The sequence below is a fragment of the Arthrobacter endolithicus genome (assembly GCF_026627425.1).
Taxonomy (GTDB): domain Bacteria; phylum Actinomycetota; class Actinomycetes; order Actinomycetales; family Micrococcaceae; genus Arthrobacter_M.
In genome coordinates, this window is record NZ_JAPNLH010000010.1 from 21,667 (window position 1) to 44,219 (window position 22,553).

At 62.4% G+C, this 22,553-nt stretch carries 20 protein-coding genes, 1 tRNA gene and 1 pseudogene; 12 read left to right on the forward strand and 10 right to left on the reverse strand.

Annotated elements, in window-relative coordinates; genetic code table 11:
- The first annotated feature begins 170 nt into the window (after positions 1-170).
- Together OS914_RS10375 and OS914_RS10380 are read left to right on the forward strand one after the other, a co-directional pair.
- Entirely contained in the window at positions 171-947 is a 777-nt protein-coding gene (locus OS914_RS10375; RefSeq protein ID WP_267545993.1) for an electron transfer flavoprotein subunit beta/FixA family protein, read from the forward strand.
- Between the two features lie 11 nt (positions 948-958).
- A pseudogene (locus tag OS914_RS10380) lies at positions 959-1,945 on the forward strand (electron transfer flavoprotein subunit alpha/FixB family protein).
- Positions 1,946-2,192: 247 nt separating this feature from the next.
- Here the strand turns inward: OS914_RS10380 and OS914_RS10385 are convergent.
- Positions 2,193-2,492: a hypothetical protein gene (locus tag OS914_RS10385; RefSeq protein ID WP_267545994.1), complete on the reverse strand. Its 300-nt coding sequence runs from the start codon at positions 2,490-2,492 to the stop codon at positions 2,193-2,195.
- Between the two features lie 154 nt (positions 2,493-2,646).
- On the opposite strand from OS914_RS10385, the gene OS914_RS10390 reads away from it, so the two are divergent.
- From OS914_RS10390 to OS914_RS10400, 3 genes are all read left to right on the forward strand, one after another.
- Positions 2,647-3,702 (forward strand): cytochrome b/b6 domain-containing protein, encoded by a 1,056-nt coding sequence (locus OS914_RS10390; protein WP_267545995.1) that lies wholly within the window; start codon positions 2,647-2,649, stop codon positions 3,700-3,702.
- Between the two features lie 692 nt (positions 3,703-4,394).
- Positions 4,395-4,667: a type II toxin-antitoxin system RelE/ParE family toxin gene (locus OS914_RS10395; protein WP_267546102.1), complete on the forward strand. Its 273-nt coding sequence runs from the start codon at positions 4,395-4,397 to the stop codon at positions 4,665-4,667.
- A complete protein-coding gene (locus OS914_RS10400; RefSeq protein ID WP_267545996.1) occupies positions 4,667-4,972 on the forward strand; it encodes an XRE family transcriptional regulator in 306 nt (101 codons plus the stop codon). The genes OS914_RS10395 and OS914_RS10400 overlap by 1 nt, the downstream gene beginning before the upstream one ends.
- 352 nt (positions 4,973-5,324) lie before the next feature.
- Here the strand turns inward: OS914_RS10400 and OS914_RS10405 are convergent, their stop codons facing one another.
- The gene (locus OS914_RS10405) at positions 5,325-5,834 is read right to left on the reverse strand and encodes a MarR family winged helix-turn-helix transcriptional regulator (RefSeq protein ID WP_267545997.1); all 510 of its coding nucleotides are present in this window, start codon (positions 5,832-5,834) and stop codon (positions 5,325-5,327) included.
- 90 nt (positions 5,835-5,924) lie between these two features.
- On the opposite strand from OS914_RS10405, the gene OS914_RS10410 reads away from it, so the two are divergent.
- Positions 5,925-6,716: an SDR family NAD(P)-dependent oxidoreductase gene (locus tag OS914_RS10410; RefSeq protein ID WP_267545998.1), complete on the forward strand. Its 792-nt coding sequence runs from the start codon at positions 5,925-5,927 to the stop codon at positions 6,714-6,716.
- Positions 6,717-6,961: 245 nt separating this feature from the next.
- Positions 6,962-7,822: an SDR family oxidoreductase gene (locus OS914_RS10415; protein WP_267545999.1), complete on the forward strand. Its 861-nt coding sequence runs from the start codon at positions 6,962-6,964 to the stop codon at positions 7,820-7,822.
- Between the two features lie 588 nt (positions 7,823-8,410).
- On the opposite strand, the gene OS914_RS10420 is transcribed toward OS914_RS10415, so the two are convergent.
- Positions 8,411-9,496: a PLP-dependent cysteine synthase family protein gene (locus OS914_RS10420; protein ID WP_267546000.1), complete on the reverse strand. Its 1,086-nt coding sequence runs from the start codon at positions 9,494-9,496 to the stop codon at positions 8,411-8,413.
- A 211-nt stretch (positions 9,497-9,707) separates the two neighbouring features.
- On the opposite strand from OS914_RS10420, the gene OS914_RS10425 reads away from it, so the two are divergent.
- The 4 genes from OS914_RS10425 to OS914_RS10440 are packed head-to-tail and all read left to right on the forward strand — an operon-like array spanning position 9,708 to position 13,249.
- Positions 9,708-10,832, forward strand: a complete 1,125-nt coding sequence (locus OS914_RS10425; protein ID WP_267546001.1) for a magnesium transporter CorA family protein — start codon at positions 9,708-9,710, stop codon at positions 10,830-10,832.
- A gap of 21 nt (positions 10,833-10,853) precedes the next feature.
- Positions 10,854-11,765 carry a sulfurtransferase gene (locus OS914_RS10430; RefSeq protein WP_267546002.1) on the forward strand — a complete coding sequence of 304 codons (912 nt, stop codon included), beginning with the start codon at positions 10,854-10,856 and terminating at the stop codon, positions 11,763-11,765.
- Positions 11,762-12,811 (forward strand): NAD(P)-dependent alcohol dehydrogenase, encoded by a 1,050-nt coding sequence (locus OS914_RS10435; protein WP_267546003.1) that lies wholly within the window; start codon positions 11,762-11,764, stop codon positions 12,809-12,811. Before OS914_RS10430 ends, OS914_RS10435 begins: the two co-directional genes overlap by 4 nt.
- Positions 12,812-12,820: 9 nt before the next feature.
- Positions 12,821-13,249: an HIT family protein gene (locus OS914_RS10440; RefSeq protein ID WP_267546004.1), complete on the forward strand. Its 429-nt coding sequence runs from the start codon at positions 12,821-12,823 to the stop codon at positions 13,247-13,249.
- A gap of 48 nt (positions 13,250-13,297) precedes the next feature.
- Here the strand turns inward: OS914_RS10440 and OS914_RS10445 are convergent, their stop codons facing one another.
- The 3 genes from OS914_RS10445 to OS914_RS10455 form a co-directional block, all read right to left on the reverse strand.
- Positions 13,298-13,930 carry a GNAT family N-acetyltransferase gene (locus tag OS914_RS10445; RefSeq protein ID WP_267546005.1) on the reverse strand — a complete coding sequence of 211 codons (633 nt, stop codon included), beginning with the start codon at positions 13,928-13,930 and terminating at the stop codon, positions 13,298-13,300.
- An 11-nt stretch (positions 13,931-13,941) separates the two neighbouring features.
- The gene (hrpA, locus tag OS914_RS10450; RefSeq protein WP_267546006.1) at positions 13,942-17,898 is read right to left on the reverse strand and encodes an ATP-dependent RNA helicase HrpA; all 3,957 of its coding nucleotides are present in this window, start codon (positions 17,896-17,898) and stop codon (positions 13,942-13,944) included.
- Between the two features lie 203 nt (positions 17,899-18,101).
- Positions 18,102-18,177, reverse strand: a tRNA-Arg gene (locus tag OS914_RS10455).
- A 169-nt stretch (positions 18,178-18,346) separates the two neighbouring features.
- Between OS914_RS10455 and OS914_RS10460 the strand changes: the two genes are divergently transcribed.
- Positions 18,347-19,654: an MFS transporter gene (locus OS914_RS10460; RefSeq protein WP_267546007.1), complete on the forward strand. Its 1,308-nt coding sequence runs from the start codon at positions 18,347-18,349 to the stop codon at positions 19,652-19,654.
- A 320-nt stretch (positions 19,655-19,974) separates the two neighbouring features.
- Here OS914_RS10460 and OS914_RS10465 read toward each other — a convergent pair whose 3' ends face one another.
- From OS914_RS10465 to OS914_RS10480, 4 genes are all read right to left on the reverse strand, one after another.
- Positions 19,975-20,808 (reverse strand): PRC and DUF2382 domain-containing protein, encoded by an 834-nt coding sequence (locus tag OS914_RS10465; protein WP_267546008.1) that lies wholly within the window; start codon positions 20,806-20,808, stop codon positions 19,975-19,977.
- Between the two features lie 105 nt (positions 20,809-20,913).
- Entirely contained in the window at positions 20,914-21,315 is a 402-nt protein-coding gene (locus tag OS914_RS10470; RefSeq protein WP_267546009.1) for a YsnF/AvaK domain-containing protein, read from the reverse strand.
- Positions 21,316-21,333: 18 nt separating this feature from the next.
- Complete coding sequence (locus tag OS914_RS10475) at positions 21,334-21,951, reverse strand: Asp23/Gls24 family envelope stress response protein (RefSeq protein WP_267546010.1); 618 nt, start codon at positions 21,949-21,951, stop codon at positions 21,334-21,336.
- A 45-nt stretch (positions 21,952-21,996) separates the two neighbouring features.
- Positions 21,997-22,506: a DUF6286 domain-containing protein gene (locus OS914_RS10480; RefSeq protein WP_267546011.1), complete on the reverse strand. Its 510-nt coding sequence runs from the start codon at positions 22,504-22,506 to the stop codon at positions 21,997-21,999.
- Between the last annotated feature and the right edge of the window lie 47 nt (positions 22,507-22,553).

The window sequence follows — 22,553 nt, forward strand, 5'->3', positions numbered from 1 at the left end:
TTTGAGCTCCGCTCACAGTCAGGCCGGGCGCCGGGGCTGATCGGCCCGAGCCCGCACTTGCCTGCACGACACGGGCTTTGTCAGCCAGGACGGGCAGCACTTCCGTAGACTCGATGGGGATTCTGGATGTCTCCTTTAGGGAGACATGCCCGCCACAGGAAGAGCCATCTATGAAGATTGTCGTCCTTGTAAAAGTGGTCCCCGACACGTACGGGGACCGAAAGCTGAACCTCGAAACAGGCCTCGCCGATCGAGAAGCCAGCGAGGCAGTCGTTGATGAAATTGGTGAGCGAGCTTTGGAGCTGGCACTCACGTACGCCGACGCAAACGAGGGTACCGAGGTCGCAATTCTCACCTTGGCCCCAGAGAGTGCAACGCCAACGATACGCAAGGGGCTTGCGATGGGCGCGGGGTGCGCTATCCACGTCTCGGACCAGGGGCTTAGGGGAGCGGACCTTGGGCTGACGGCTGGAACCCTCGCCGCAGCGATTCGCCGCCACGACTTTGACCTTGTGATCACCGGCAACGTCTCCACCGATGGATCCGGCGGCATGATTCCCGCGATGCTTGCGGAATTGCTCGACGTACCGCATGCTACCGGTCTCAGCTCGGTAGAAATCAGCGACGGCGTGGTTTCTGGCTCCAGGCCGGTTGAATCCGGCGTGCAGCAGGTATCAGCGAACCTGCCCGCAGTGATCTCCATAACCGAGGCGCTTCCCAGCGGGCGCTTCCCGAACTTCAAGGGAATCATGGCCGCAAAGAAGAAGCCCCTTGAGGTGCTTACCCTCTCAGACCTAGGGATCATCGCCGACGATCCGGAGGCGGCGAGTTCGATCATGCTCACGGTTGCAGAGAAGCCCCCGCGTGCGGCGGGCGTGAAGATCATTGACGAGGGTGATGCTGGCGAAAAGCTCGCTGACTTCCTGGTAGAGAACCGACTGGCGTAAGGGGCAACGACATGACTGAATTCCCTCGTGATGCAATCCTGGTTGTCGTAGAAGTCCAAGGCTCCGGTGGGCTCGAGAAGGCTGCGGCCGGACTCCTCGGTGCTGCCGCTGCAGTTGGCACGCCGGTTGCCCTGGTACTAGCCCCACCCGGCGCCGGAACCGCCGCCGCCGCGAAGGTCGCTGTCCTTGGTGCTGCGCGCGTACTTATCGCCGAGACTGCCGATCCTTCAGTCCTCGGCGTGCCGAGCGTTGATGCGCTTACCGCCGCTGTGGAGCGGGTCCGGCCAGACGCGATCCTGATTTCACATTCTTTGGACGGGCGCGACCTTGCTGGCCGTTACGCTGCTCGGTCACGTGCAGCGATTTGTGCCGATGCGATCGGGCTGGCGCGTGATGAAGAGGGCGTCGTGGCACACCACTCCGTCTACGGCGGTGCCTACAACGTCACGTCGACATCCACGTTTGGGGCGCCGGTGATAACCGTTCGCTAGGGCTCCATCGATGCCCGTGCCACGGCTCAGCCCGAGGAATCAGAGACCCTGGCAGTGACGCCCTCCGAGAAGCCGGCTGCACGGATCGACTCCTTCGAGGAGGAAGTCGGAGCCTCCTCGCGGCCGGAACTGCGTGGTGCCGCGAAGGTTGTCGCAGGTGGCCGAGGCTTCGGGTCGGAGGAACAGTTCGCACTCGTTGGACAGCTCGCCGATACACTCGGCGCTGCCGTTGGCGCCTCGCGTGCCGCGGTGGATGCGGGCTACGTCCCGCAGTCGCATCAGGTCGGCCAGACCGGGGTTTCCGTATCATCACAGTTGTATGTCGCGCTGGGCATCTCCGGTGCGATCCAGCATCGGGCCGGCATGCAGACCTCGAAGATGATCGTCGCCGTCAACAAGGATGCCGACGCACCGATCTTTGAGATCGCCGACTTTGGTGTGGTCGGCGATCTCTTCAAGGTGGTACCCCAGCTGATCAGCGCACTCGAGGCTCGGAAGAAGCAGTGATGGTACCTCTATCTCCATCGGTTCGGCGGGGCCTGCCGCGCGTCGAGGGCGGTGCCCCCTGGCCTGCAGCAGGCCAGGCGCCCGCACGCATTGTCGCGGAAGAGGCGGGAAACCCGTCGGCGGCTGATTCCAGGGTGGTACCGGTAGCTGACGGGCCACCCTCTGCCCCCGCTGCGCCAACCGCTGCTGCTGCTTCCGCCCCGGTTGCTGCTGCTACCGCCACCGTTGAGCCCGCCCCTGCTGCCAGTCAGGAGACGGTACCCGCCGCGGCGGTGTCCGCGCCGACGGTGAACGAAAGCGTCAGGCTGACGCTGCAGCTTCGCCGGGGCCTGCCCCGCGTGCCGGGCGGAGAGCCTTGGCCGCCAGCGGGTGAGGTGTCGGTATTACTGACTCTGCCGGAATCGCCGGCCTCAGCAGCAACGCCAACCCCAAATCCAGGTGTTCCTGCGCAATCCGGGTCTGCAACGACGGCACTTGCGGCGGCTCCAACCACCGCATCCGTGTCTGCAACGACGGCACCTGCGGCGGCTCCAATGACGCCACCCACCACACAGACAATGGGAAGCGTCCCGCTTCGCCGCGGGCTTCCCCGTACCGCCGGTGGCGGACCGTGGCCGCCGGAAGGATTCACGCCCGCGGTTATGCCAGCGTCTCTTGCCCAGGCAGCCACTGAAGCTGTTGCTGCAGCGCCTTCTGCGGTGATGTCCGAAGCCGCGGTGCCAGCTTTTGCCGCTCCCGAAGCACCGGCTGTGGTGAGTGAGGCACCCGCACTGCGTGCCGCCGTCGTGCCTCCAGCACTGGCTCCTGCCAAAGCGGTTGTCACAGACATGCCAGCGAAGGCCACAGCCGAGGCGAAGCTCTACCGTTCGCGGACCGTGACCCAGTGGATCAAGTTGGTCGCGCTGCTCGCGGTCGGCGCTGTCGCTGCAGCAGGGATTCTTGTGCTCGCCGCGCGGGGTGTGACGACACTGCCGGGCGTGCCAGAGTTCCTCCAGCGGTACCCAGGGTCGTATCAGCTGCCCGATACGACCCAGTCCGGCTTCCCATGGTGGGCGCAGTGGGCACATTTCATGAACATCTTTCTGATCGTGCTTATAATCCGCTCCGGCTATCAGGTGCGCAGTCAGCAGAAGCCGCCAGCGTTCTGGACGCCGAAGCGCGGTGGCAAGAAAATCAGCATCAACCTGTGGCTGCATCAGTCGCTGGACATTCTGTGGTTGGTCACCGGATTCATCTTTGTGCTGCTGTTGTTCGCATCCGGTCACTGGATACGAATCGTACCGACCAGTTGGGAGGCGGTTCCGAACGCGCTCTCCGCGCTCCTGCAATACATGACGCTGGACTGGCCCGTGGAGAGCGGCTGGGTGAACTACAACAGCCTGCAGCAGATTATGTACTTCATCGTGGTCTTCATTGCGGCCCCGCTCGCGGCGATCACGGGTGTGCGCATGAGCGAGTTCTGGCCGAAGAACGCGAAGACGGTGAATAAGATCTACCCGGTGGAGGTCGCGCGCGCGATTCATTTTCCGACAATGTTGTTTTTCGTGCTGTTCATCCTCATCCACGTGTTCCTGGTCTTTGCCACGGGTGCACTGCGCAACTTGAACCACATGTTCGGCGGCACCGACCTGGTGAACTGGGTGGGGTTCTGGCTCTTCGCGGCCGCAATCGCTATCACTGCGGCTGGGTGGTATGCCGCCCGCCCGCTCCTGCTCGCGCCAATCGCGAAGCAGTTCGGGCAGGTGAGCAGCCGCTAGGCTTGGCGACTGCACGGGGGAGGGCCTGGCCACGCGCAGCCAGGCGGTCTGGGACGCGAAAGTCATGGCGTGGTTTCGTACCCGTAGGCTCAGGCGCGCGGGTACATCGAGGTGGCAGGTTGTGCTTCGGGCGGAAGTGGACCCACGACCAAGAGAAACTCAGGACTCTCATGCCAACAGTCTTCGTTGTCCGTAAAAAACCGTGTACTTTCGGGGGGATTCCAGGACGACGGGGTCCCTTTGGCATGCCAACAATTGGCGTTGGTTTTCGTTCAAAAACGTGAGTAAAACGTGACGAGGCTCTTCAGCGTAGCGCCGGAGCTGCCGTTTGATGGCGTTTGCAGGTTCGTCGACATCGTGGACGGCATGCCACCGGGTGTGAAATGACGGATGTCGTGTGTCAATGCACTTCGTTGTTCGGGGGGTGATTTTGGTCCGGCCGGCAAACGGCCAGCTGCGGTTGTGAAACTTGCAAATGGGTGACCTTTTGTTAGGCGATTGGAGCATTACCTACCTTAAATTGGTGGCTATTTGCGCTAACTATCCATCTCTCCGGGCCTGAATATGGATGATTTTCCTGAGCCAAACTGCGAACCTTTGAATGACTGCGGGACACGAGAAAGTGCGAGCGTTTGGTTTGCTAGGGGTCCAACAAGTCGAGGAGGGCACCGGCTTGTTACAACCCTTGAGTTATATGCCTTAGGTGTTGGCGCGGGCCGCAGCTTGGCCGACCTTTGGTGGACACGGTGGTGCGGTCGCGACACAAGAACATGAAGGAACTACGGCCAGGGTCCAGTGGCCGGTCGGAGCTGCGGGTGTTGTTTGCCTTTGATCCGCAGCGCCAGGCGATCTTGCTCGTGGCCGGGGACAAGGCCGGGAACTGGTCAAAGTGGTACATGAAAAACATTCCGATCGCTGATGACCTATTCGACGGCCACTTGAATACTTTGAAGGGAGAACCGTGATGGCAATGTCCATGGAGGAGATGCTGGCGAAGCGTCCCGTTGACCGGGTGGTCGTGGAGGAACATAAGAAGCGCATGCTCGATGAAGTCCGCGCCTACCGCCTGCGTGAACTGCGCGAGGCATTCGAGCTGACGCAGGTCCAGCTCGCCGGTCGTCTGCAGGTCACGCAGAACCGGGTGTCCCGGATTGAGCACGGTGACGTCGACGGTGCCCAGGTCGACACGCTGCGCAAATATGTTGAAGCCATCGGTGGCACGTTGCGCATCGAAGTCGAGCTCGGCGACGAACGCATCCAAATCGGCTAAATTTTCGATTGTCAGGTGCGGGTGAGCCCCAGAGCTGCCGGTGCAACCGGAGCCCGAGCAGTTTCGTCTGGGACCGTACTCGCTGACAGGGATCGATCCTACCGTGCCCAACGACTGAAACCGTGGCAAGATCCGTCCCATATAGGGTCCGCGGGATTCTATCGATCGAAGCAACACCTATTTTAAGGTGATTCGATATGCATTTGAGTTCTTCTTCTCCAACATGCATCAGGTTTTTGGCTTCATTTAAGCATGGACATGGTCTCAAGCCTTAATGCAATGGCGTTCCGGCAGAACTTATTTATATTTTCGAGATCCAGCGACCCGTGCCCGTGCCGATGAAATATCGAGGTTAGTCAGTGTCGGAAGAGTGGGTGCTTATTGTCCGCCAACTCTCCTGCTCCCGAATCGCGTGTTGGATCCGAAGACTGATATCGCGCAGCTGACCCCGTTGGGCGGTCGTGAGAGGCTCTAAGACTAATTTCGTGACGGTCCGAGAATGCACGGGAGTGGCCTTTTCGACCATCGCAAGCCCGGCCTCGGTCAGGGAGGCCAAGGTCGACCGCCCATCCAATGGGTCACGACTGCGCTGCACCCAACCGCGACCCTCAATCCGCGATACTGCTCGAGAGAGCCTAGAAAGCGAGCTATTGGCATAGCCGGCCAGGACAGTCATCCCCAGCGTCTGGTTCGGCGCGTCAGCCAAGGCGAAGAGGATTCCGTACTCGAAGTGCGTGAGGTCGAAATCACGAACCAAAGGCGCATCGAGTGCGGCAGGCAGCCATTCCAATACCGTCGCAAGAGCTGCCCACGACGTGAGGTTATCTCCCTTGAGGAGGTTTGGGACGCTGGAATAAGTCATGTATACAGGTTACCTGTTTACTTGACTGGGCAAACAACTTTGACTATTCTTACTTGACTGAGCAAGTAATAATGAGAGGTTAAAACGACCATGGACATGCAGCTGTCAACCAAACGCGCCTTTATAAGCGGGTCAACGCAAGGGATTGGGTACTCGATCGCAAAGGCGCTCCTCCAAGAAGGGGCCGAGGTGGTAATCAACGGCCGCGACGCCAGCCGCCTACAGCAATCGGTGAAGAACCTTCAAGCCGAAGTATCTGGCGGAGTAGTTACCGGCATTGCGGCGGACTTCACAGACGCCTCAGCGGTGCAGAGCCTGCTCAGCACGCTCGGGGCCGTCGACATCCTTGTCAATAACGTCGGTCTCTTCGGGCTAAAGCCCTTCACTGAAATATCTGACGATGACTGGTCTCGTTATTTCGCGGTAAACGTGATGAGCGGAGTCCGGCTCTCCAGAGAGCTACTACCCGGGATGATCGATGCTGGCTGGGGTCGGATCATTTTCGTAGGCAGCGAATCAGGCGTAAACGTACCCGCTGACATGACGCACTACGGCGTGACGAAAGCAGGGATGCTCGCCTTGAGCAACGGTCTCGCCAAACTCACCCGTGGAACCGATGTGACGGTCAACACGATCCTCGGCGGCCCGACCTACTCCGACGGCGTTGCCGGTACCATCCATGACATTGCGGAGTCGCAGCGAATGTCAGCGGATGAGATGAAAGCAATGATCATTGGTGGCAATCAGACATCTCTCCTTGAGCGCTTCATCGAGCCCGCCGAAATCGCGAACCTCGCCGTGTATCTCTCAAGCCCCCTCTCCTCCGCGACAAACGGAACTGCCGTGCGCGCTGACGGCGGAGTACTGACCGCAATACTCTGACCGGCGCACTAGAGTTCCACCCTCTCAAGCTTTCACCCACACTCACCGGTCCGTATCCGCCTTGCAGCCCGGTAGAGGTTCCCTTGTGGAACACCACCGATGCGAGACTTCAGCACACCAGATTAGTTTCAGTGTCCCATCCAGTGTTGGCCATAGGGGTGAAGAGGAAGTCGGTGGATGGACGAGCCATTTCCTGAAGCGCAGAATTAAATCGCGCACCAGTTGATACGTGAAAGGTGAGATCTATGAGCGAGACGATCGTTGTTGCGGGTGCCACCGGCTACGTCGGACGACATGTCGTCGAGGCGCTGGACTTGCGAGGTTATCGGGTGCGTGCGCTGGTCCGTTCGAGGGATCGGGCGGAAGCCAAGGGTGCGTTCGGTGCGCCGTCGTTGCGTGGCCATGTTGCCGAGTGGAGAATCGTTGACTACACGGATTCCTCGACGCTCATGGATGCCTGCCAGGGCGCCGACCGCGTCGTCTCCGCTCTGGGAGTCACCCGGCAGAACGCGAGTCCGTGGGATATCGACTTCCTCGGCAACCTGCGTTTACTCGAGGACGCAGAGCGCCACGGGGCAGCATCCTTCCTCTACGTCAACGTCTTGCACTGCGAGAGCGGCACGTCCCTGACCATGCGTTCCAAGCACGCATTCTCGGAAACGCTGTGCCGCAGCCGTGTAGCAGCTCAGATCGTCAACCCCTCCGGTTACTTCTCGGATGTTACCGATTTCCTGCTTATGGCGAGGCGAGGGTTCGGATTCACCCTCGGCGACGGCACCGCGAAAATCAACCCCATCCATGGCGCTGATCTCGCCGAATTCATCGTCGAACATCTTGGCGAACCGTCGATGAGCTGGGACGTCGGCGGCCCCGACATCCTCAGCTACCGCGAACTTGCAGAACTTGCGTTCAGGGTCGCAGGTCGCCGTCAGCGCATTCTGCGCCTCCGGCCGGCGATCGTGCGACCACTCCAATGGGCGGCCGATCGAAGTTCTTTGCGCCTGAGCAATCTCACAAGGTTCTTCCTCGAATCACTGAAAGTCGATGCCGTCGGCACCCCGACGGGAGAGCGGCGGATCGAACCATTCCTGAAAGCGATTCACTAACGCCCCGCTGAACTCTCCTTACCCCCGGGCTGCTGCCCTGGGCATGGCGACGCGGTTCGTTGGGCTGGTGTGAGGAATAACTGTCGAATGACGTGAGGTGGGGCCAACGCTTCCGCGGAGGTTCTTCCTGCAGTATTGCAAACAGAATTCCGGCTCACTCAAGGTTCTCAGTGCCGCGAGCTAGGACGATCGGAGGGCCAATAGTTGACAGCCACGGCCCCCAAACAGTTCGGTCCCGGGAAAACGGCGGATTACCGCGGATTTCCTGCCCACCAGTTGAAAATCGTGACCCCAACCGGCCTTTTAATTGGCCCTGCACAGGGCAAAAACGTGACCAACTTTTCGTTCAAAAACGTGAGTAAAACGTGATTTGGCTACTTACGCGTCACTGGTGGAAACAGTAAAACCGAAGGTCAGCGGCATGTTGGGTGCCCCGGGCCGGACTCGAACCGGCGGCCAAGAGAATGTCAGGACCCTCATTCCAACAGTCTCTGTTGACTGCCAAAAAACCACTAGTTTCCGGGGGAGTGCGGGACAGGATGCGCGAAGTGGAGAACCGAGGAACGACACGGGGTGACAGGGAGTCCGTCAGTCATCCCAACGGCCGGTTTTGAAGAAGCGTTCGATGGTGGCGGTGTGGGCGCCGGGTTCAAGACCTTTCTCTGCCAGCCACTCGGGATTGTTGTAGCTGCCTGCATACCGTTCGCCGCCGTCGCACATCAGGGACACGACGCTGCCGCGCTCGCCGTTGGCGATCATCTGGGCGATCAGCTGCCAGACGCCCCAGAGATTGGTCCCGGTCGAGGGACCGGCGAATAGACCGGTGAGCTTGCGCAGGTGCACCATGGCGGCGACCGATGCGGCGTCCGGGACCTGGATCATGTGGTCGATCACTGAGGGGACAAAGCTCGGTTCCATCCGGGACCTGCCGATGCCTTCAATGCGGGAGGGCATCCCGGTGGTGTGCTGGGCGTCGCCGGTCTTCCACGCGGGGTAGAACGCGGAGTTCTCCGGATCAACGACTGCCAGCGATGTTGCGTGGCGGCTGTAGCGCAGGTAGCGCCCGACGGTGGCGCTGGTGCCCCCGGTGCCGGCGCCGACAACGATCCAGCGCGGGACCGGATGCTCCTCCAGGGCAAGCTGGCCGAAGATGGATTCCGCGATGTTATTGTTGCCGCGCCAGTCGGTGGCCCGTTCCGCGTAGGTGAATTGGTCCATGTAGTGGCCACCACACTCGGCGGCCAGTCCGGCAGCGACGCTGTAGACCTGGTCGGCACGCTCCACGAAGTGGCAGCGGCCTCCGGATTGCTCGATCAGGGCGGTCTTCTCCGGGCTGGTGGTGCTCGCCATGACGGCGATAAAGGGCAGGCCCAGCATCCGCGCGAAATAGGCCTCGGAGACGGCGGTGCTGCCGGAACTTGCCTCCACGATGGTGGTTCCCTCTTGGATCCAGCCGTTGACCAGGCCAAACAGGAACAGGGAGCGGGCCAGGCGGTGCTTGAGGCTGCCGGAATGATGCGTTGACTCATCTTTGAGGTAGAGCTGAACGCCCCAAGACTCCGGCAAGGGTACCGCGTAAAGGTGTGTATCGGCGGAGCGGTTGTTTTCGGCCATAATGCGGCGGAGGGCGTCATCCGCCCAGGCGCGCGCGGAAGTATCGCTGACGGTATACATACTGGCCAGCTTATTGCACACTTTTTCCTGCACGGCCTTCGAGCCAGACTTCAAGGCACGGGCGTGTTTAGCGGCCGGTATTGAGGCCCGGGCGGGGCACGGGCGGGGCACAGGCTAGGCACGGGCTGGGCACGGGCATGGTACGGGCGGGGCAGCCGAGCGGCAGCCGGCAACCCACTGTGGGCTGCTGAATGCTGGCTAGAGTAAGGCAATGCTACGAATCAGGGTGTACCGCAACGGCCGGGTTACGAATGAAAAGGTTAAGGTGGATCAGCTTGGCTGGCTTGCAAAGGACCAGAACGCGACGATCTGGGTTGATCTGGATTCCCCAGATCCGGAGACGATCGAGGCGCTGCGGGATCAGTTGGGCTTCCACAAACTGGCCGTTGAGGACGTGCTGGGGGCGCGGCAGCGGCCCAAATTGGAGACGTACGGGGACCGGTTCTTCCTTAACGCGTACGCCACCGAGGTTCGCGCGGTCCGGGAGGACGGGGAGCCCCGCGAGGCCTGCGAGGACGGGGAATCCCGCAAAAATGCAGGCGCAGCGTCGCCTTCGGCGCTGGGACGTGGTCCGGATGAGGACGCGGGGGAGGACCCGGATGGTGACCCCGGCCAGGCCGCCGACCTGCGGCTGCGAACCACCGAAGTTTCCGCTTTCATTACCGACAATATGGTGGTGGTGGTGCCCGGCGGCGGTGGGTTTGACGCCGAAGAGGTTTTAACCCGCGCGGACCAAAATGCCGATATTTGCCACAGAGGATCAGGATTTTTGGTGTACAGCCTGCTGGACTACCTGGTGGACCGGCAGCTTGAGGCGGCAGAGGCCCTTGACGGCTCTGCCGATGATCTGGGCTCGCTGCTTTTTGCCCGCCGCCCACAGGACATCCAATTGCGCAGCTTTCGGCTGCACAAGGAGCTGACTGTTCTGCGCCGGGTGCTGGTACCCATGCGGGAGGTGCTCAGCGCCGTGCTGCGCCACGCATCCGCCCCGCAGAATGCTCAGGGCGCAGTCAACACGGAATTGCTGCCGTATTTCCAGGACGTCTATGATCACGTGCTCCGTGCGGTGGACTGGACCGAATCGGCCCGCGACATGGTCAACAACGTGCTGCAGACCTACCTGACCATTCAAAGCAACAACATGAACATCATCATGAAAAAAGTGACCAGCTGGGCTGCCATTGTTGCGGTCCCCACGGCGATCACTGGTTTCTATGGCATGAATGTGCCATATCCGGGCGTCGGCACGCAATGGGGAGTGGCGGTGGCCGTGGTCGTGATGCTTGCGCTGTCAGTACTCCTGTATACGGTGTTTAAACGCAAGAACTGGCTCTAAGTGATGATGAAGGGAGACGCCGTGAAGACCCTGATCGATGCAGCCGCGCTGTGGGAACGGATGCAGGCCGGCGCGAGGACGGTGCTGCTGGACGTCCGCTGGACGCTGGGGGGTCCGCATGGCCACGAATCCTATACCCGCGGGCATATCCCGGGTGCGGTTTTTGTGGATCTGGAAACGGAGCTTGCCGGGCATGGCACCGCGCAGCAGGGCAGGCACCCGCTGCCGGAGCCGGCCGCCCTCACGGAGGCAGCGCGAGGCTGGGGGATCAATACCGGGGACACGGTGGTGGCATACGACGACGGCGGCAACATGGCTGCGGCGCGCTTGTGGTGGCTGCTGCGCGACGGCGGCTTTGACCGGGTAGCGCTGCTGGACGGCGGTTTGGGTGCCTGGCGTGCCGCAGACTATCCGATAGCCGACGGCGACGAGAGGCCACCCAGAGGCGACGTCCAGCTCGCCTCGGGCCGGATGCCAACGGTGGGCGCGGACACAGCTGTAACGGGGCTTGACGACGTGCGTCGGTGGCCGTCATCGGGCATCCTGCTCGATGCCCGGGCCGGTGAGCGGTACCGGGGCGAGACGGAACCCATGGATCCGCGGGCTGGTCATGTTCCGGGAGCGCTGAGCGCCCCGACGTCAGCCAATCTGGCAGCTGACAACCGCTTCCTTCCGGCCGCGGAGCTGACCGTGCGGTTCGCCGCATTGGGCGTCACGCCGTCGTCTGCCGTTGCCGTTTACTGCGGTTCCGGGATCACGGCTGCACACGAAATCGCGGCCCTGGAAGTCGCGGGCATTCGGGCAGCGCTCTTTCCCGGATCCTTCTCTGCCTGGTCCAATCACCCGGAACTGCCCGTAGCCACCGGGCCAGCAGCCGGCGCCCAGGTGGTGGACCGGCAGCTCCCAGAATCCCGCGATAAAGTAAACGGATGAGTATAACTAAGGCCTATGCATCCGATTCTCCCACCAGTGGTTTTGCCGCCACGGCCCTGGACCGGCGTGAACCCGGTCCCACCGATGTGGAAATTTCCATCGACTTCTGCGGCCTTTGCCACTCCGATGTGCATTCGGTCCGGGGCGAATGGGGTTCCAACACCTATTCTCTGACGCCGGGGCATGAAATCGTGGGCACTGTCAGTGCTGTCGGTTCGAAGGTCAGCTCCTTTGCTCCCGGAGACGCCGTAGGGGTTGGCTGCATGGTCGACTCGTGCCGTGAATGTGACAGCTGCCTCAAAGGGTTCGAGCAGTACTGCGAACGGGGCATGATCGGTACCTATGGGGCCGTGGATAAGCGGCACGGGTCGGTAATCACGCAGGGCGGGTACTCACAGAGCATTGTGGTGGACCAGAGCTATGTGCTGCGCGTGCCCGGTAACCTGGACCCCGCCGCCGTCGCCCCGTTGCTGTGCGCCGGCATCACCACTTACTCGCCGCTGCGACGCCTGAACGTCGACAAGGGCGACACAGTTGGCGTGATCGGGCTCGGCGGCCTTGGACACATGGCCGTGAAGATTGCGAAGGCGATGGGGGCGCGGGTAACCGTCTTCACCAGCTCGCCGGCCAAGGAGGGGGCCGCCCGCGCTTTGGGTGCCGATACGGTGGTCGTTTCCAGCGACGCGCAGCAGCTGGAAGCGGCGAATGATTCCGTCAACGTCATTATCGACACTGTCGCCGCCGTGCACGATTTGAATCCGTATTTGCGCACGCTTAAGCGTGACGGCTCACTGGTCCAGCTGGGATTGCCGGCCGGGGCGATGCCTGCGGTGGATCCCGGGCAGCTGATCCGCAAGCGCCTGTCCTACAGCGGATCGCTGATCGGCGGGATTGCTGAAACCCAGGAAATGTTGGATTTCTGCGCCAAGCACAATGTGGTTTCCACTATCGAGATGGTCAGTGCAGGCCAGCTGGACGAGGCATATGACCGCATGGTGGCCGGCGATGTGCAGTACCGGTTCGTCCTGGACACCTCAACCCTCTAAGGACGCAGCATGGCAACGTTGTTCAGCCGCATCATCGCAGGCGAAATTCCCGGCCGCTTCGTCTGGAAAGACGAGGACCTGGTGGCATTCCTGACCATCGGCCCGCTCACCGACGGGCACACCCTAGTGGTGCCGCGGGAGGAAATCGACCGTTGGACGGATGCCCCGGCAGCGCTGATGGCTCGGCTGACTGCCGTGGCGCAGCTGATCGGGCAGGCACAGGTGCAGGCATTCGAGGTGGAGCGGGCCGGGCTGGTCATTGCCGGCTTCGAGGTGGAACACCTGCATCTGCATGTTTTCCCGACCCGCTCGATGGCGGACTTCGATTTCAGCCGGGTGGATAATTCTCCGGACCCGGCAGTGATGGATCTGAGCGCGCAGAAGCTGCGGGCGGCGTTGCGCGCCGCCGGGCACGGAGAGTTCGTCCCGGCAGGGTGACCGGAGTGGGGGTGCGCTTCACCCAGCCCTTCCCGGGGCCCGTGGGATCTAGTCGGGGAACCTGGTCCACAGTCGCGGACCGGGGAAATCTTCCACAGCTGCCGCGCTGACTCCGTTTCCGGCTGCCGCGCTGACTCCGTTTCCGGCTGCCGCGCTGAACAGGTCCACACTGGGCACTTCCGCGCAGCGGAAACCGGCGCGTTCGGCAACCCGCTCGCTGGCATGGTTACCGTCCTGTGTCCATAACGCTACGTACGGCGCGCCGGATTTCAGCGCCCAGCCGGTCAAGAGGTTGACCGCGGCCGTCGCAGTGCCTTGCCCACGCCCGATGGGCAGCAGCGCATAGAAGATTTCGGGAGCGTCGTCGCTGTTTTTGATCCCCGCCGTTCCTACGGCGGCTCCGTTGTGCTCCAGCACGTACCGGGCGCTGATCCCGGATGCGGCCGACTCTGCGGACCGCACGATTCGTGCGCAAGCCTGCTCCTGGGTCAGGTGCGCCGGGTAGTACGTCCAGGTCACCACGTCCGGGCACGAAGAGAGAGCCTGTTCCAGCTGTGCGTCCTGTTCCAGCTGTGCGTCCTGTTCCAGCTGTGCGTCCGTAAACCCCGAATCCGGACATCCGAGCCGGCGCAGCCGCACGGAACCGGCGGTCAGGACAATCGGTGGTATCTTAATCTGCACGCGCGGCGTCCTCACGCTGGCGCCAGGGCCTTATTCAGTGCCAGCCGGATGCGCTTTTCCGACACCGGGTAGGCCGTGCCGAGCTCGACGGCAAACAGGCTCACCCGTAGCTCCTCGATCATCCAGCGAACGTGTACAAGGGCGGCGTCCGGCCGCTGATGACGGCCGGGCAGCATAGCCGACACGGCGTCGTCGTACTCATCTTCCAGGCGCTGGACCACCGCCATATTCAACCCGTCGCGCTGGACGTTGGTGGGAAGTCTTTCGAGACGGCGTTCAATGGCGTTCAGATACCGCGGGAGCATGGCCAGCTGTGCGTACCCGGTGCGCGCCACGAATCCGGGATAGACCAGCAACTCCAGCTGGGCCTTAATATCGTTGAGGGCGGAAATCAGGGCAAGACTGGTGGTCCCCTTCAGCGCCTTCTCAATCCGGCGCGCGCTGGCCAAAATGCGTTCGACGACGGCTGTAACAGTGAATACCGTGTCGATCAGTTCCGCGCGTACCACCTCGTAGAGAGCATCGTATTCTGCGGACGACCAGGGGAGCGACTCGGGAGTCAGTTTGTCCACCGCGGCGAGTGTGCAGTCGGCAATCAGGGACGCGACGCTGCCGTGCGGGTTCTGCGTGAAGGTGAGTTTTTCATTGTTGCTCAGGTGCTCCAGCACGTACCTGTCGGGGGAGGGGACCCGTTGGGCCAGCAGCTTGATGACGCCACCGCGCATGGCCGTGAGCTGCTCCGGTTCGGTCTGGAAAATACGCAGACCCACGCCGGTTCCTTCATCCACCAGGGCAGGGTAGCCGGTGACGGTGTGGCCGGCCACGAGCCGCTTGACCTCACGTGGCACGGTGCCGACAGACCAGTCGGTCAGCCCGGAGCGCTCCTGAATAGCGGTACCGGCGGCACCGGCGGCACCGGCGGCACCGGCGGATGGCGACGGACCCCCTTCGCCGCGCCGGGAATCTGGGCGTTCCACGGACTTGCGCTGCGTCGTTTTGGGCGTCGCACCCAGGGACTCCGCGATGGCGCGGCGCGTGGCACCGGCCAGTTCGTCCTGCAGCCGGACCAGATCGGTGCCTTCATCGAGGATTCTGCCGTTGCGGTCCACCACTTGGAACGTCATCCGCAGATGAGTCGGAACCGCCTCCCAGTTCCAGGATCCGGGCGGGATGAGGTGGCCTTTGAGCCGACGCAGCACCAGTTCGAGGGACGACTCGAGGGCATCGGTCGCGGGGTCGAAATCCGCCGCGAGGGCTGCGGTGACGGCCCGTGCAACGTCCGGAGCAGGGATGAAATTCTTTCTGATCTGCTTGGGCAGGGACTTGATCAGCGCCGTGACCAGTTCCGCACGGAGTCCGGGGATCTGCCAGCGGAAAGGTGCCTCGGTGAGCTGGTTCAGGAACAACACCGGTACCCGAGCGGTCACGCCGTCGGAAGGATTGGGGGCCGAGCCGGGAGCGGTGGGATGGAACTCGTAGGAGAGCGGGAAGTCGAAGCCGCCCTGGTGCCAGACCTGAGGGAAGGCTCCCTCGTCAAGGCCGGCGGCGTCGTCGGCCAGCAGCACGCCAGGATCGAAGTCCAGCAGCGTGGGGTGCTCCTGGCGGGTGGCTTTCCACCACTTGTCAAAGTGCCGTTCGGAGACCACCTCGGACCCGACCCGCTCATCATAAAAGACGAACAGGGTCTCGTCATCCACGCGCAGGTCCCGGCGGCGCATCCGTGTTTCCAGCTCTTCAACCTCGGCCAGCAGCGCCTGATTCCGATGGAAGAACTTATGATGCGTGTTCCAATCCCCCTCCACCAGCGCATGCCGGATGAACAGTTCCCGGCTGAGTTCGGCATCGATGCGGCCGTAGTTGATCCGGCGCTGCGGGACGATCGGGATGCCGTAGAGCGTCACCTTCTCGTACGCCATGACGGAGCCCATTTTCTTGGACCAGTGCGGCTCGCTGAAGCTGCGCTTGACTAAATCAGGCGCCACCTGCTCGGCCCAGAGCGGGTCAAACTTCGCGGCAACGCGGGCCCACAGACGTGAGGTTTCCACCAGCTCGGCAGCCATCACCCAGTCCGGGGACTTCTTGAACAGCGCGGAGCCAGGGAAGATGGCGAAACGGGAGCCGCGGGCGCCGGCGTATTCGCGTTTGCGCGGATCGTAGAGACCTATGTGGCTGAGCAGTCCGGCCAGCAGGCTGATGTGGATTTCGGTGTGCTGTCCCACGGCGTCCACCTCACCTGGGGCCAGCGCAATCCCGAGAGGTTTGGCCAGCTGGCGCAATTGGGCAAAGAGATCCTGCCATTCGCGCACGCGCAGGAAATTGATGAACTCGGCCTTACAAAGCCGGCGGAAGGCTGTGGAGGAAAGCTCCTCCTGCTTCGCCTGCAGATAGCGCCAGAGGTTTAGAAAACCCGTGAAGTCGGAGATTTCGTCGGTAAACCGCTTGTGCTTTTCGGCGGCCAGCTGCTGCTTTCCACTCTCGGCCTGCGGGCGCTCCCGCGGATCCTGGATGGTCAGTGCGGCGGCGAGAATCATCACCTCGCGTGCACAGCCGCGCTTTCCGGCCTCCACAATCATCCGTCCCAGCCGGGGATCCACCGGTAGCTGTGCGAGCTGACGGCCGACGGCGGTAATGGCGCCCTGGGCGGTGACGGCGCCGAGCTCGCGCAACAAGGTGACGCCGTCGGCAATGGCCTTCGAATCCGGCGGTTCCACGAAGGGGAAATCCGCTACGTCCTTAGGGCCTTGGGCAACCCCCATGGAGGTCATCTGCAAAATGACCGCTGCGAGGTTGGTGCGCAAAATCTCCGGGTCGGTGAATTCGCGCCGGCTGGCGAAATCTTCCTCCGAGTACAGCCGGATGCAGATGCCGTCGGAAACACGGCCGCACCGGCCCGAACGCTGGTTCGCCGAGGCCTGCGAGACCTTTTCAATCGGCAGCCGCTGGACCTTGGTGCGGTGCGAATAGCGTGAGATCCGCGCCGTGCCGGGATCGATGACGTACTTAATGCCGGGGACCGTCAGGGAAGTTTCTGCCACGTTCGTGGCCAGCACAATCCGGCGTCGGGCCTTGGCACCTTTCCCCGGCGTGAAGACCGCATGCTGCTCGGCGAGGGAAAGGCGGGCAAAGAGCGGCAGGATCTCCGTCTCCCGCAACCCGGAGTTCAGCGGGGCTGATTTGGCCCGGCCGCGTAGGGCCTCGGCCGCATCGCGGATCTCGCGTTCGCCGGAAAAGAAAATCAGGACATCGCCCGGTGTCTCCTTGGCCAGTTCATCCACTGCGTCACAGACGGCGTCCAGCGGGTCGCGGTCCTCACTGGTGCCCTCATCGGTGGCGTCGCCGTCGTCATCCTCCATCGCCGGACCGCTCAGCGGGCGGTACCGGATTTCCACCGGGTAGGTGCGCCCGGACACCTCGACGATCGGAGCCGGACCCGCCGCGGTGGCGAAGTGCGCCGCGAAGCGCTGCGGATCAATCGTGGCGGAGGTGATGACGACCTTCAGATCCGGCCGTTTGGGCAGAATCTGCTTGAGATAGCCCAGGATGAGATCGATGTTCAGGCTGCGCTCGTGCGCCTCATCGATGATCAGGGTCGAATAGCGGCGCAGCAGCCGGTCGCGCTGGATCTCTGCCAGCAGGATCCCATCCGTCATCAGCTTGATCTTCGTCTGCGGGCCGACATGGCCGGTGAAACGGACCTGAAAACCTACCTCGGCGCCCAATTCGACGTCGAGTTCGCTCGCGATCCGCTCCGCAACTGTCCGCGCGGCGAGCCGACGCGGCTGCGTATGGCCGATCAGCCCCTTCTCCGCAAGCCCCAGTTCCAGACACATCTTGGGGATCTGCGTGGTCTTTCCCGACCCGGTTTCCCCGGCGATAATGGTGACCTGATTGGCGGCGATGGCGGCCATGAGATCCTCGCGGCGCTCCGAGACCGGCAGCTCGGGCGGGTACTGGATAGTCAAAGTCATTATGCCTCCAGTTTATCGGCCGTCTCCGCCAGTTGATGACCCAGCCTCCGACCCGATCCCCAACCTGACCCTTGACCAAACTAAGTAGCAGATAGCGCACTCATTCCGCGTTTTGAGAGCCACAAGTTCTACCTAGTTGGGGCGGGGCGCAAAAAACCCCGCCAATTCGGTGAACTGGCGGGGCATGCTGACTGGGACTTCTGTGGTGCCCTCGATAGGATTCGAACCTACGACCTTCCGCTCCGGAGGCGGACGCTCTATCCCCTGAGCTACGAAGGCAAGGTGACGGCGTGTCACCTGCAGGACTTAAATAGCTTATCAGGTGCGGGCGGTGCAACGGAAAACGCGTCCGACGGCGGCGTCTCGGGACTTGCGCGTGGCGCATCGCACCTCTTCAAGGGCGGACGCACAGCTCCTGTGCCCGGTATTTCCCGGTAACGTCTAAGGCGTGGTAAAAAAAGGAATTCGCTCCCGCTGGCTGGTGGTGGCCGGCATACTCCTGGTCGCGCTGACCCTTCGCACCACCGTGACGGTCGTGCCACCGCTGATCTCGACGATCAATCACGATCTCCCGCTGGACCCGTCGGTGGTCGGCGTACTGGGCATGCTGCCCACGGCGGCCTTCGCAGTCTTCGGCTTCCTGACCCCCTACGTCATTAAGTGGGCGAGCCTGGAACGGCTCACCGTCATCGCGATGCTGGTTGCCGTCGTCGGGCAAATCTGCCGGGTGCTGGTCCCGAACACCGGGCTGTTCCTGCTGTTTTCCGTGATCGCACTTGCGGGCCTGGGCGCCGGAAACGTGTTGCTGCCGCCGCTGGTCAAACAATACTTTCCGGACCGGATCGGTCTGATGACCGCACTGTATGTCACCGTCCTCAGTGCGGGCACGGCCTTGCCTGCCCAGCTGGCGGTCCCGGTAGCAGACGCCGCGGGATGGCAGACTTCGCTGGCGCTATGGGCCGGCGTTAACATGCTGGCGGCCGTGCCGTGGTTCTTCATGTTAATCGGTTCCCGAAGCCGTGGACGGTCGGCACCGGGTACCGCGGCGGCCGAAGACGCTGCTGGTCGGGCCGCGATGGGCGTGGCTGTGGCGGCGCCGAAAGCGCCTGTCCCGGAAGCGGCCAAGGCACAAACCATCAAGATACGCCCGTGGCGCTCGCCCCTGGCCCTCGGGCTGACGCTGATGTTCGGCTGCACGTCGTTAAATACTTACTCCCTCTTCGCCTGGCTTCCCTCAATCCTGACCGACGCGGGGCTCGGCAGATCGGAGGCGGGCAGCATGCTGGCCTTGTTTGCCGCCGTCGGCCTGCCGTTGAGCCTATTGGTACCGCTGGTGGCCTCCCGGCTGAAGAATCCCTTCCCCATGGTGCTGGTGTTTCTGGCTTGCTTCATCGGCGGCTATCTCGGGCTGCTCCTGTCTCCGGCGTCCGGAACCTGGCTGTGGGTAGTGCTTGCGGGCCTGGGGCCGGGGACCTTCCCGCTGTCCCTGCTGCTGATTAACCACCGCACCAGAACCAGGACCGGTGCCGGGGCGCTCTCCGGGTTCAGCCAGGGCGCCGGCTATGCCCTCGCCTGTACCGGGCCGCTCTTCTTCGGCCTGCTGCATCAGGGAACGGGGAGCTGGCTTGTTCCGTTTCTCTTCCTCTTCGCGACGTTGCTGCTGTTGGTCAGCGGCGCGTTCTTTGCCTGTAAGCCGCGGTATCTGGAGGACCACCCCTTCGTAGGCCGGGAATCTCGAAGAGGGAGCAGTGACTGACTCGCCGTGGCTGTGTTCCTTCGCCCTGCCTGTGTTCCCCGACGTGCACGCCCCCGCTCCCATAAAGGGGAGCGGGGGCGGGCATCGTCCGAGGCCTAGGGACGATGAAATGGACCTCGGATGAGCAGGTGTCTCTTAACCGCCAGACCACCGTGGAGTTTGCCCATCAGATCCTGGGGATTGATACCTAACTTGCTCAGCAGGCCCGAATCCTTGTCTGTGTCGACCTGGTCGGGGAGGTCAGACTGGTTTCCCAAGGAATTATTGAGGGTATACGTTCAGTGTTGGCGTCCTGCCCGTCCCGTGGGCGGGACAATGCTTCAGCGATTTCTGCCCTCGCCGCCCTTGGTGGCGTCGGTGCCGGCGTCGGTGTCGATTTGTTCCTTGCGGACTTCCTCGTTCACTTCATGATTCTCTGTCACGGTTTCGGTGCCGAGCCGGACCCGTTCCACCGGAACCGTTTCCTTCTCCACAACCGGCCGTTCTGCGTGGAGCGTGACCTCGTGCTCCTCTTCGCTGATGTCCGGACCGGAAGTCGCAGCTCCACGGTTGGCCTCGGTGATGGGCTCGCGTTCGATCCGGACCTCCTCATGGCTGACCGGTACCGTCTGGGAGACGTTTTCCGTGACCACGTACTTGCGCAGCCGGACCCTCCCGGACTCGACTTTTTCCGTCCCGATATTCAAGCGCTCCTCCGAACGTGTCATCGCGTCATCGGTGGTGGGGCCGGAGGTGTCGCGCCCCTGAACGCCGGGCTCGCCGCCGCGATCCTGGCGCTGTCCCTGGGCCGGAGCACCGCCGGCCGGAAGTCCGGAATCCGAGGTCCGTTCCGTATAGGCCATGCTGTAGTACTCATAGAGGGCCGCTTCCTGATCCTTGCTCAGGTGTCCTTCGGCGTCGTCCATGCGGGGAGCGTTTTTGACCTTGTCCTTGTCGTAGGGGACCCTGATGGTGTCACCGTCAAGGGTTGCTTCGGCCAACGGAATGAAGGTCTCGGAACCGCCGAACATTCCGGTCTTGGTAGTAACCCATTCGGGCTTTCCGGTTTCGTCATCCAGGTAGACCTGGCCGATTTTGCCGATCTTTTCCCCTTCGCCGCCGACCACGGTGCCACCGCTGCCGAGCAGGTCCTGAATCTGTTCTGTCGTAATCATGAGGATTCTCCTTTATTGTGCGGCCCCGAGTGGGCTCTGTGTTGTGGCGATGGACTCTGTGTTTTGGGCGCACCTGCGTGAACCGGCGCGTTGTAAAGCGGTCTGCTACCTGCTGGTGCCGTCAGAAAAGTCGGTGGCGATGCGTTCCTTGCGGAGATCGCCTTTGATATCCTGCTCCGCGGTGACGATGACCTTGCGGACTTTTATCCGCTCGATGGGTACGGTTTCCATCCGGACCACCGGCCGCTCGGCGTAGAGAATGACGTCGTATTCTTCTTCGCTCAGCACAGCATCGTCCGGCACTCGAGTCTGATTTCCCGCTGAAATTGGTTCACGGTCAAGACGGAATTCTTCGTGGCTGACCGGGACGGTCAGCGTGACCTCTTCGGTCACGATGTGTTTGCCCAAGCGGATTTTCCCGGTTTCAAACGTCCCGGTACTCACCCGCATACGCTCCTCTGAGCGGATCACGGAATCCTTGGCGGCCGATGCGAAGCTGTCATTCATGTCAGTGCCTTCCATGATCTATTGCAGAACGGTGCCGGAGGAATGCACCACCGTTCCGGAGCTTTGCGTACGGCCGCTGACATCAATCTGCAGCCGGCTCTTCTGCAACGTTGTCTCCAACGCCTTGGCCAGATCCGGCAGGGTGGACGTACGAATCCGCGCGATGACGTCCTGAACGTCAGCGCGGTCATTGACCGTCACCTTCAGGGTCAGGTCCGGATCTGTGGCCGTTCCGCGCAGTAGTGCCGAGGAGGTGACAACGCCCGGCAGTGTATTGATCTGGTTTTCCACGGCCGTGGCCAGGACGGAAGGGTCACAGACGGTGAAACCCTGCGCACCGTCGTGGTGCAGCCGGTAGGCATCCGCGGCGTTTTTCCGTGGAATCTGTGCCAGCATCCACAGCAGGCCCAGCAGGCCCACAATGACCCCTGCGAGCAATACCACGACCGCTACCCACTGCGGAGACGTGGCTGAGTGCAGGTCTGAGGTAACAACTCGGTCCGAGGAAGGAGCAGTGTTGGCCAGGCTATGGAGTTCTCCGCTGGCCTGCAGGAGCGCAGCGATGCCGGCAACCAGGACAATGATTCCTAGAATTGTCAGCCAAGTGCGGTTCAGAGTTCCGGCTGTTTGTCTCATCAGAAACGTTCCTTGCGTAGGTGGTGCGCGGGTTCGGGCATGATGTCAGTCCTTGGAGTGGACCGTGGCGCTCACGCGCGGAAGCGGGTCAAGCCCTGCGGCTTCGAGGCGCTCCCTGACCGATTCTGTGATCCTCGTCTGCAAATCACCGGTTTCGCGCAGATTGGTGCTGACGTTCAGGTGTACGCGCTTGCTGGTGGCCGTCGCGGTGGCGGAGCTCACGCCGTCGATCCCCCCGCACCGCGCCCTGGCGAGGTGGGCTACCGCACGTCGGGTCATCACGGTCTCTTGCTCCTGCACCGGCGCTTGGTCAGAACCATCGGAACCGCGGACCGGGAGGGCACTGAAAGCGCCGGGCACGATCGCGCACAACAAAAGAATCAAGCCCACGACGACGGCGCCGGCTCCTATGCCCCACACCCCGGGACTGTTCCAGGTCAGCCCGGTTAGCAAGTCCCGGGGTCCCTGCAGGACCGTGGGCCACGTACCGTTCATCAGTCTGGCGATTGTCAGCCAGACCAGGGTGACGCCGGTGGCCAAGAGTAAAATTCCCACGATCAGTGCCGGGACGGTCCGGCTGGGCCGGCGCCGCAAACTCGTAG

Coding starts and splice junctions, on each gene's coding strand:
- OS914_RS10375 (WP_267545993.1), top strand. CDS start 171: ATGAAGATTGTCGTCCTTGTAAAAGTGGTCCCCGACACGTACGGGGAC.
- OS914_RS10390 (WP_267545995.1), top strand. CDS start 2,647: ATGTCCGAAGCCGCGGTGCCAGCTTTTGCCGCTCCCGAAGCACCGGCT.
- OS914_RS10400 (WP_267545996.1), top strand. CDS start 4,667: ATGGCAATGTCCATGGAGGAGATGCTGGCGAAGCGTCCCGTTGACCGG.
- OS914_RS10405 (WP_267545997.1), bottom strand. CDS start 5,834: ATGACTTATTCCAGCGTCCCAAACCTCCTCAAGGGAGATAACCTCACG.
- OS914_RS10410 (WP_267545998.1), top strand. CDS start 5,925: ATGGACATGCAGCTGTCAACCAAACGCGCCTTTATAAGCGGGTCAACG.
- OS914_RS10415 (WP_267545999.1), top strand. CDS start 6,962: ATGAGCGAGACGATCGTTGTTGCGGGTGCCACCGGCTACGTCGGACGA.
- OS914_RS10420 (WP_267546000.1), bottom strand. CDS start 9,496: ATGTATACCGTCAGCGATACTTCCGCGCGCGCCTGGGCGGATGACGCC.
- OS914_RS10425 (WP_267546001.1), top strand. CDS start 9,708: ATGCTACGAATCAGGGTGTACCGCAACGGCCGGGTTACGAATGAAAAG.
- OS914_RS10435 (WP_267546003.1), top strand. CDS start 11,762: ATGAGTATAACTAAGGCCTATGCATCCGATTCTCCCACCAGTGGTTTT.
- OS914_RS10440 (WP_267546004.1), top strand. CDS start 12,821: ATGGCAACGTTGTTCAGCCGCATCATCGCAGGCGAAATTCCCGGCCGC.
- hrpA (WP_267546006.1), bottom strand. CDS start 17,898: ATGACTTTGACTATCCAGTACCCGCCCGAGCTGCCGGTCTCGGAGCGC.
- OS914_RS10465 (WP_267546008.1), bottom strand. CDS start 20,808: ATGATTACGACAGAACAGATTCAGGACCTGCTCGGCAGCGGTGGCACC.
- OS914_RS10470 (WP_267546009.1), bottom strand. CDS start 21,315: ATGAATGACAGCTTCGCATCGGCCGCCAAGGATTCCGTGATCCGCTCA.
- OS914_RS10475 (WP_267546010.1), bottom strand. CDS start 21,951: ATGAGACAAACAGCCGGAACTCTGAACCGCACTTGGCTGACAATTCTA.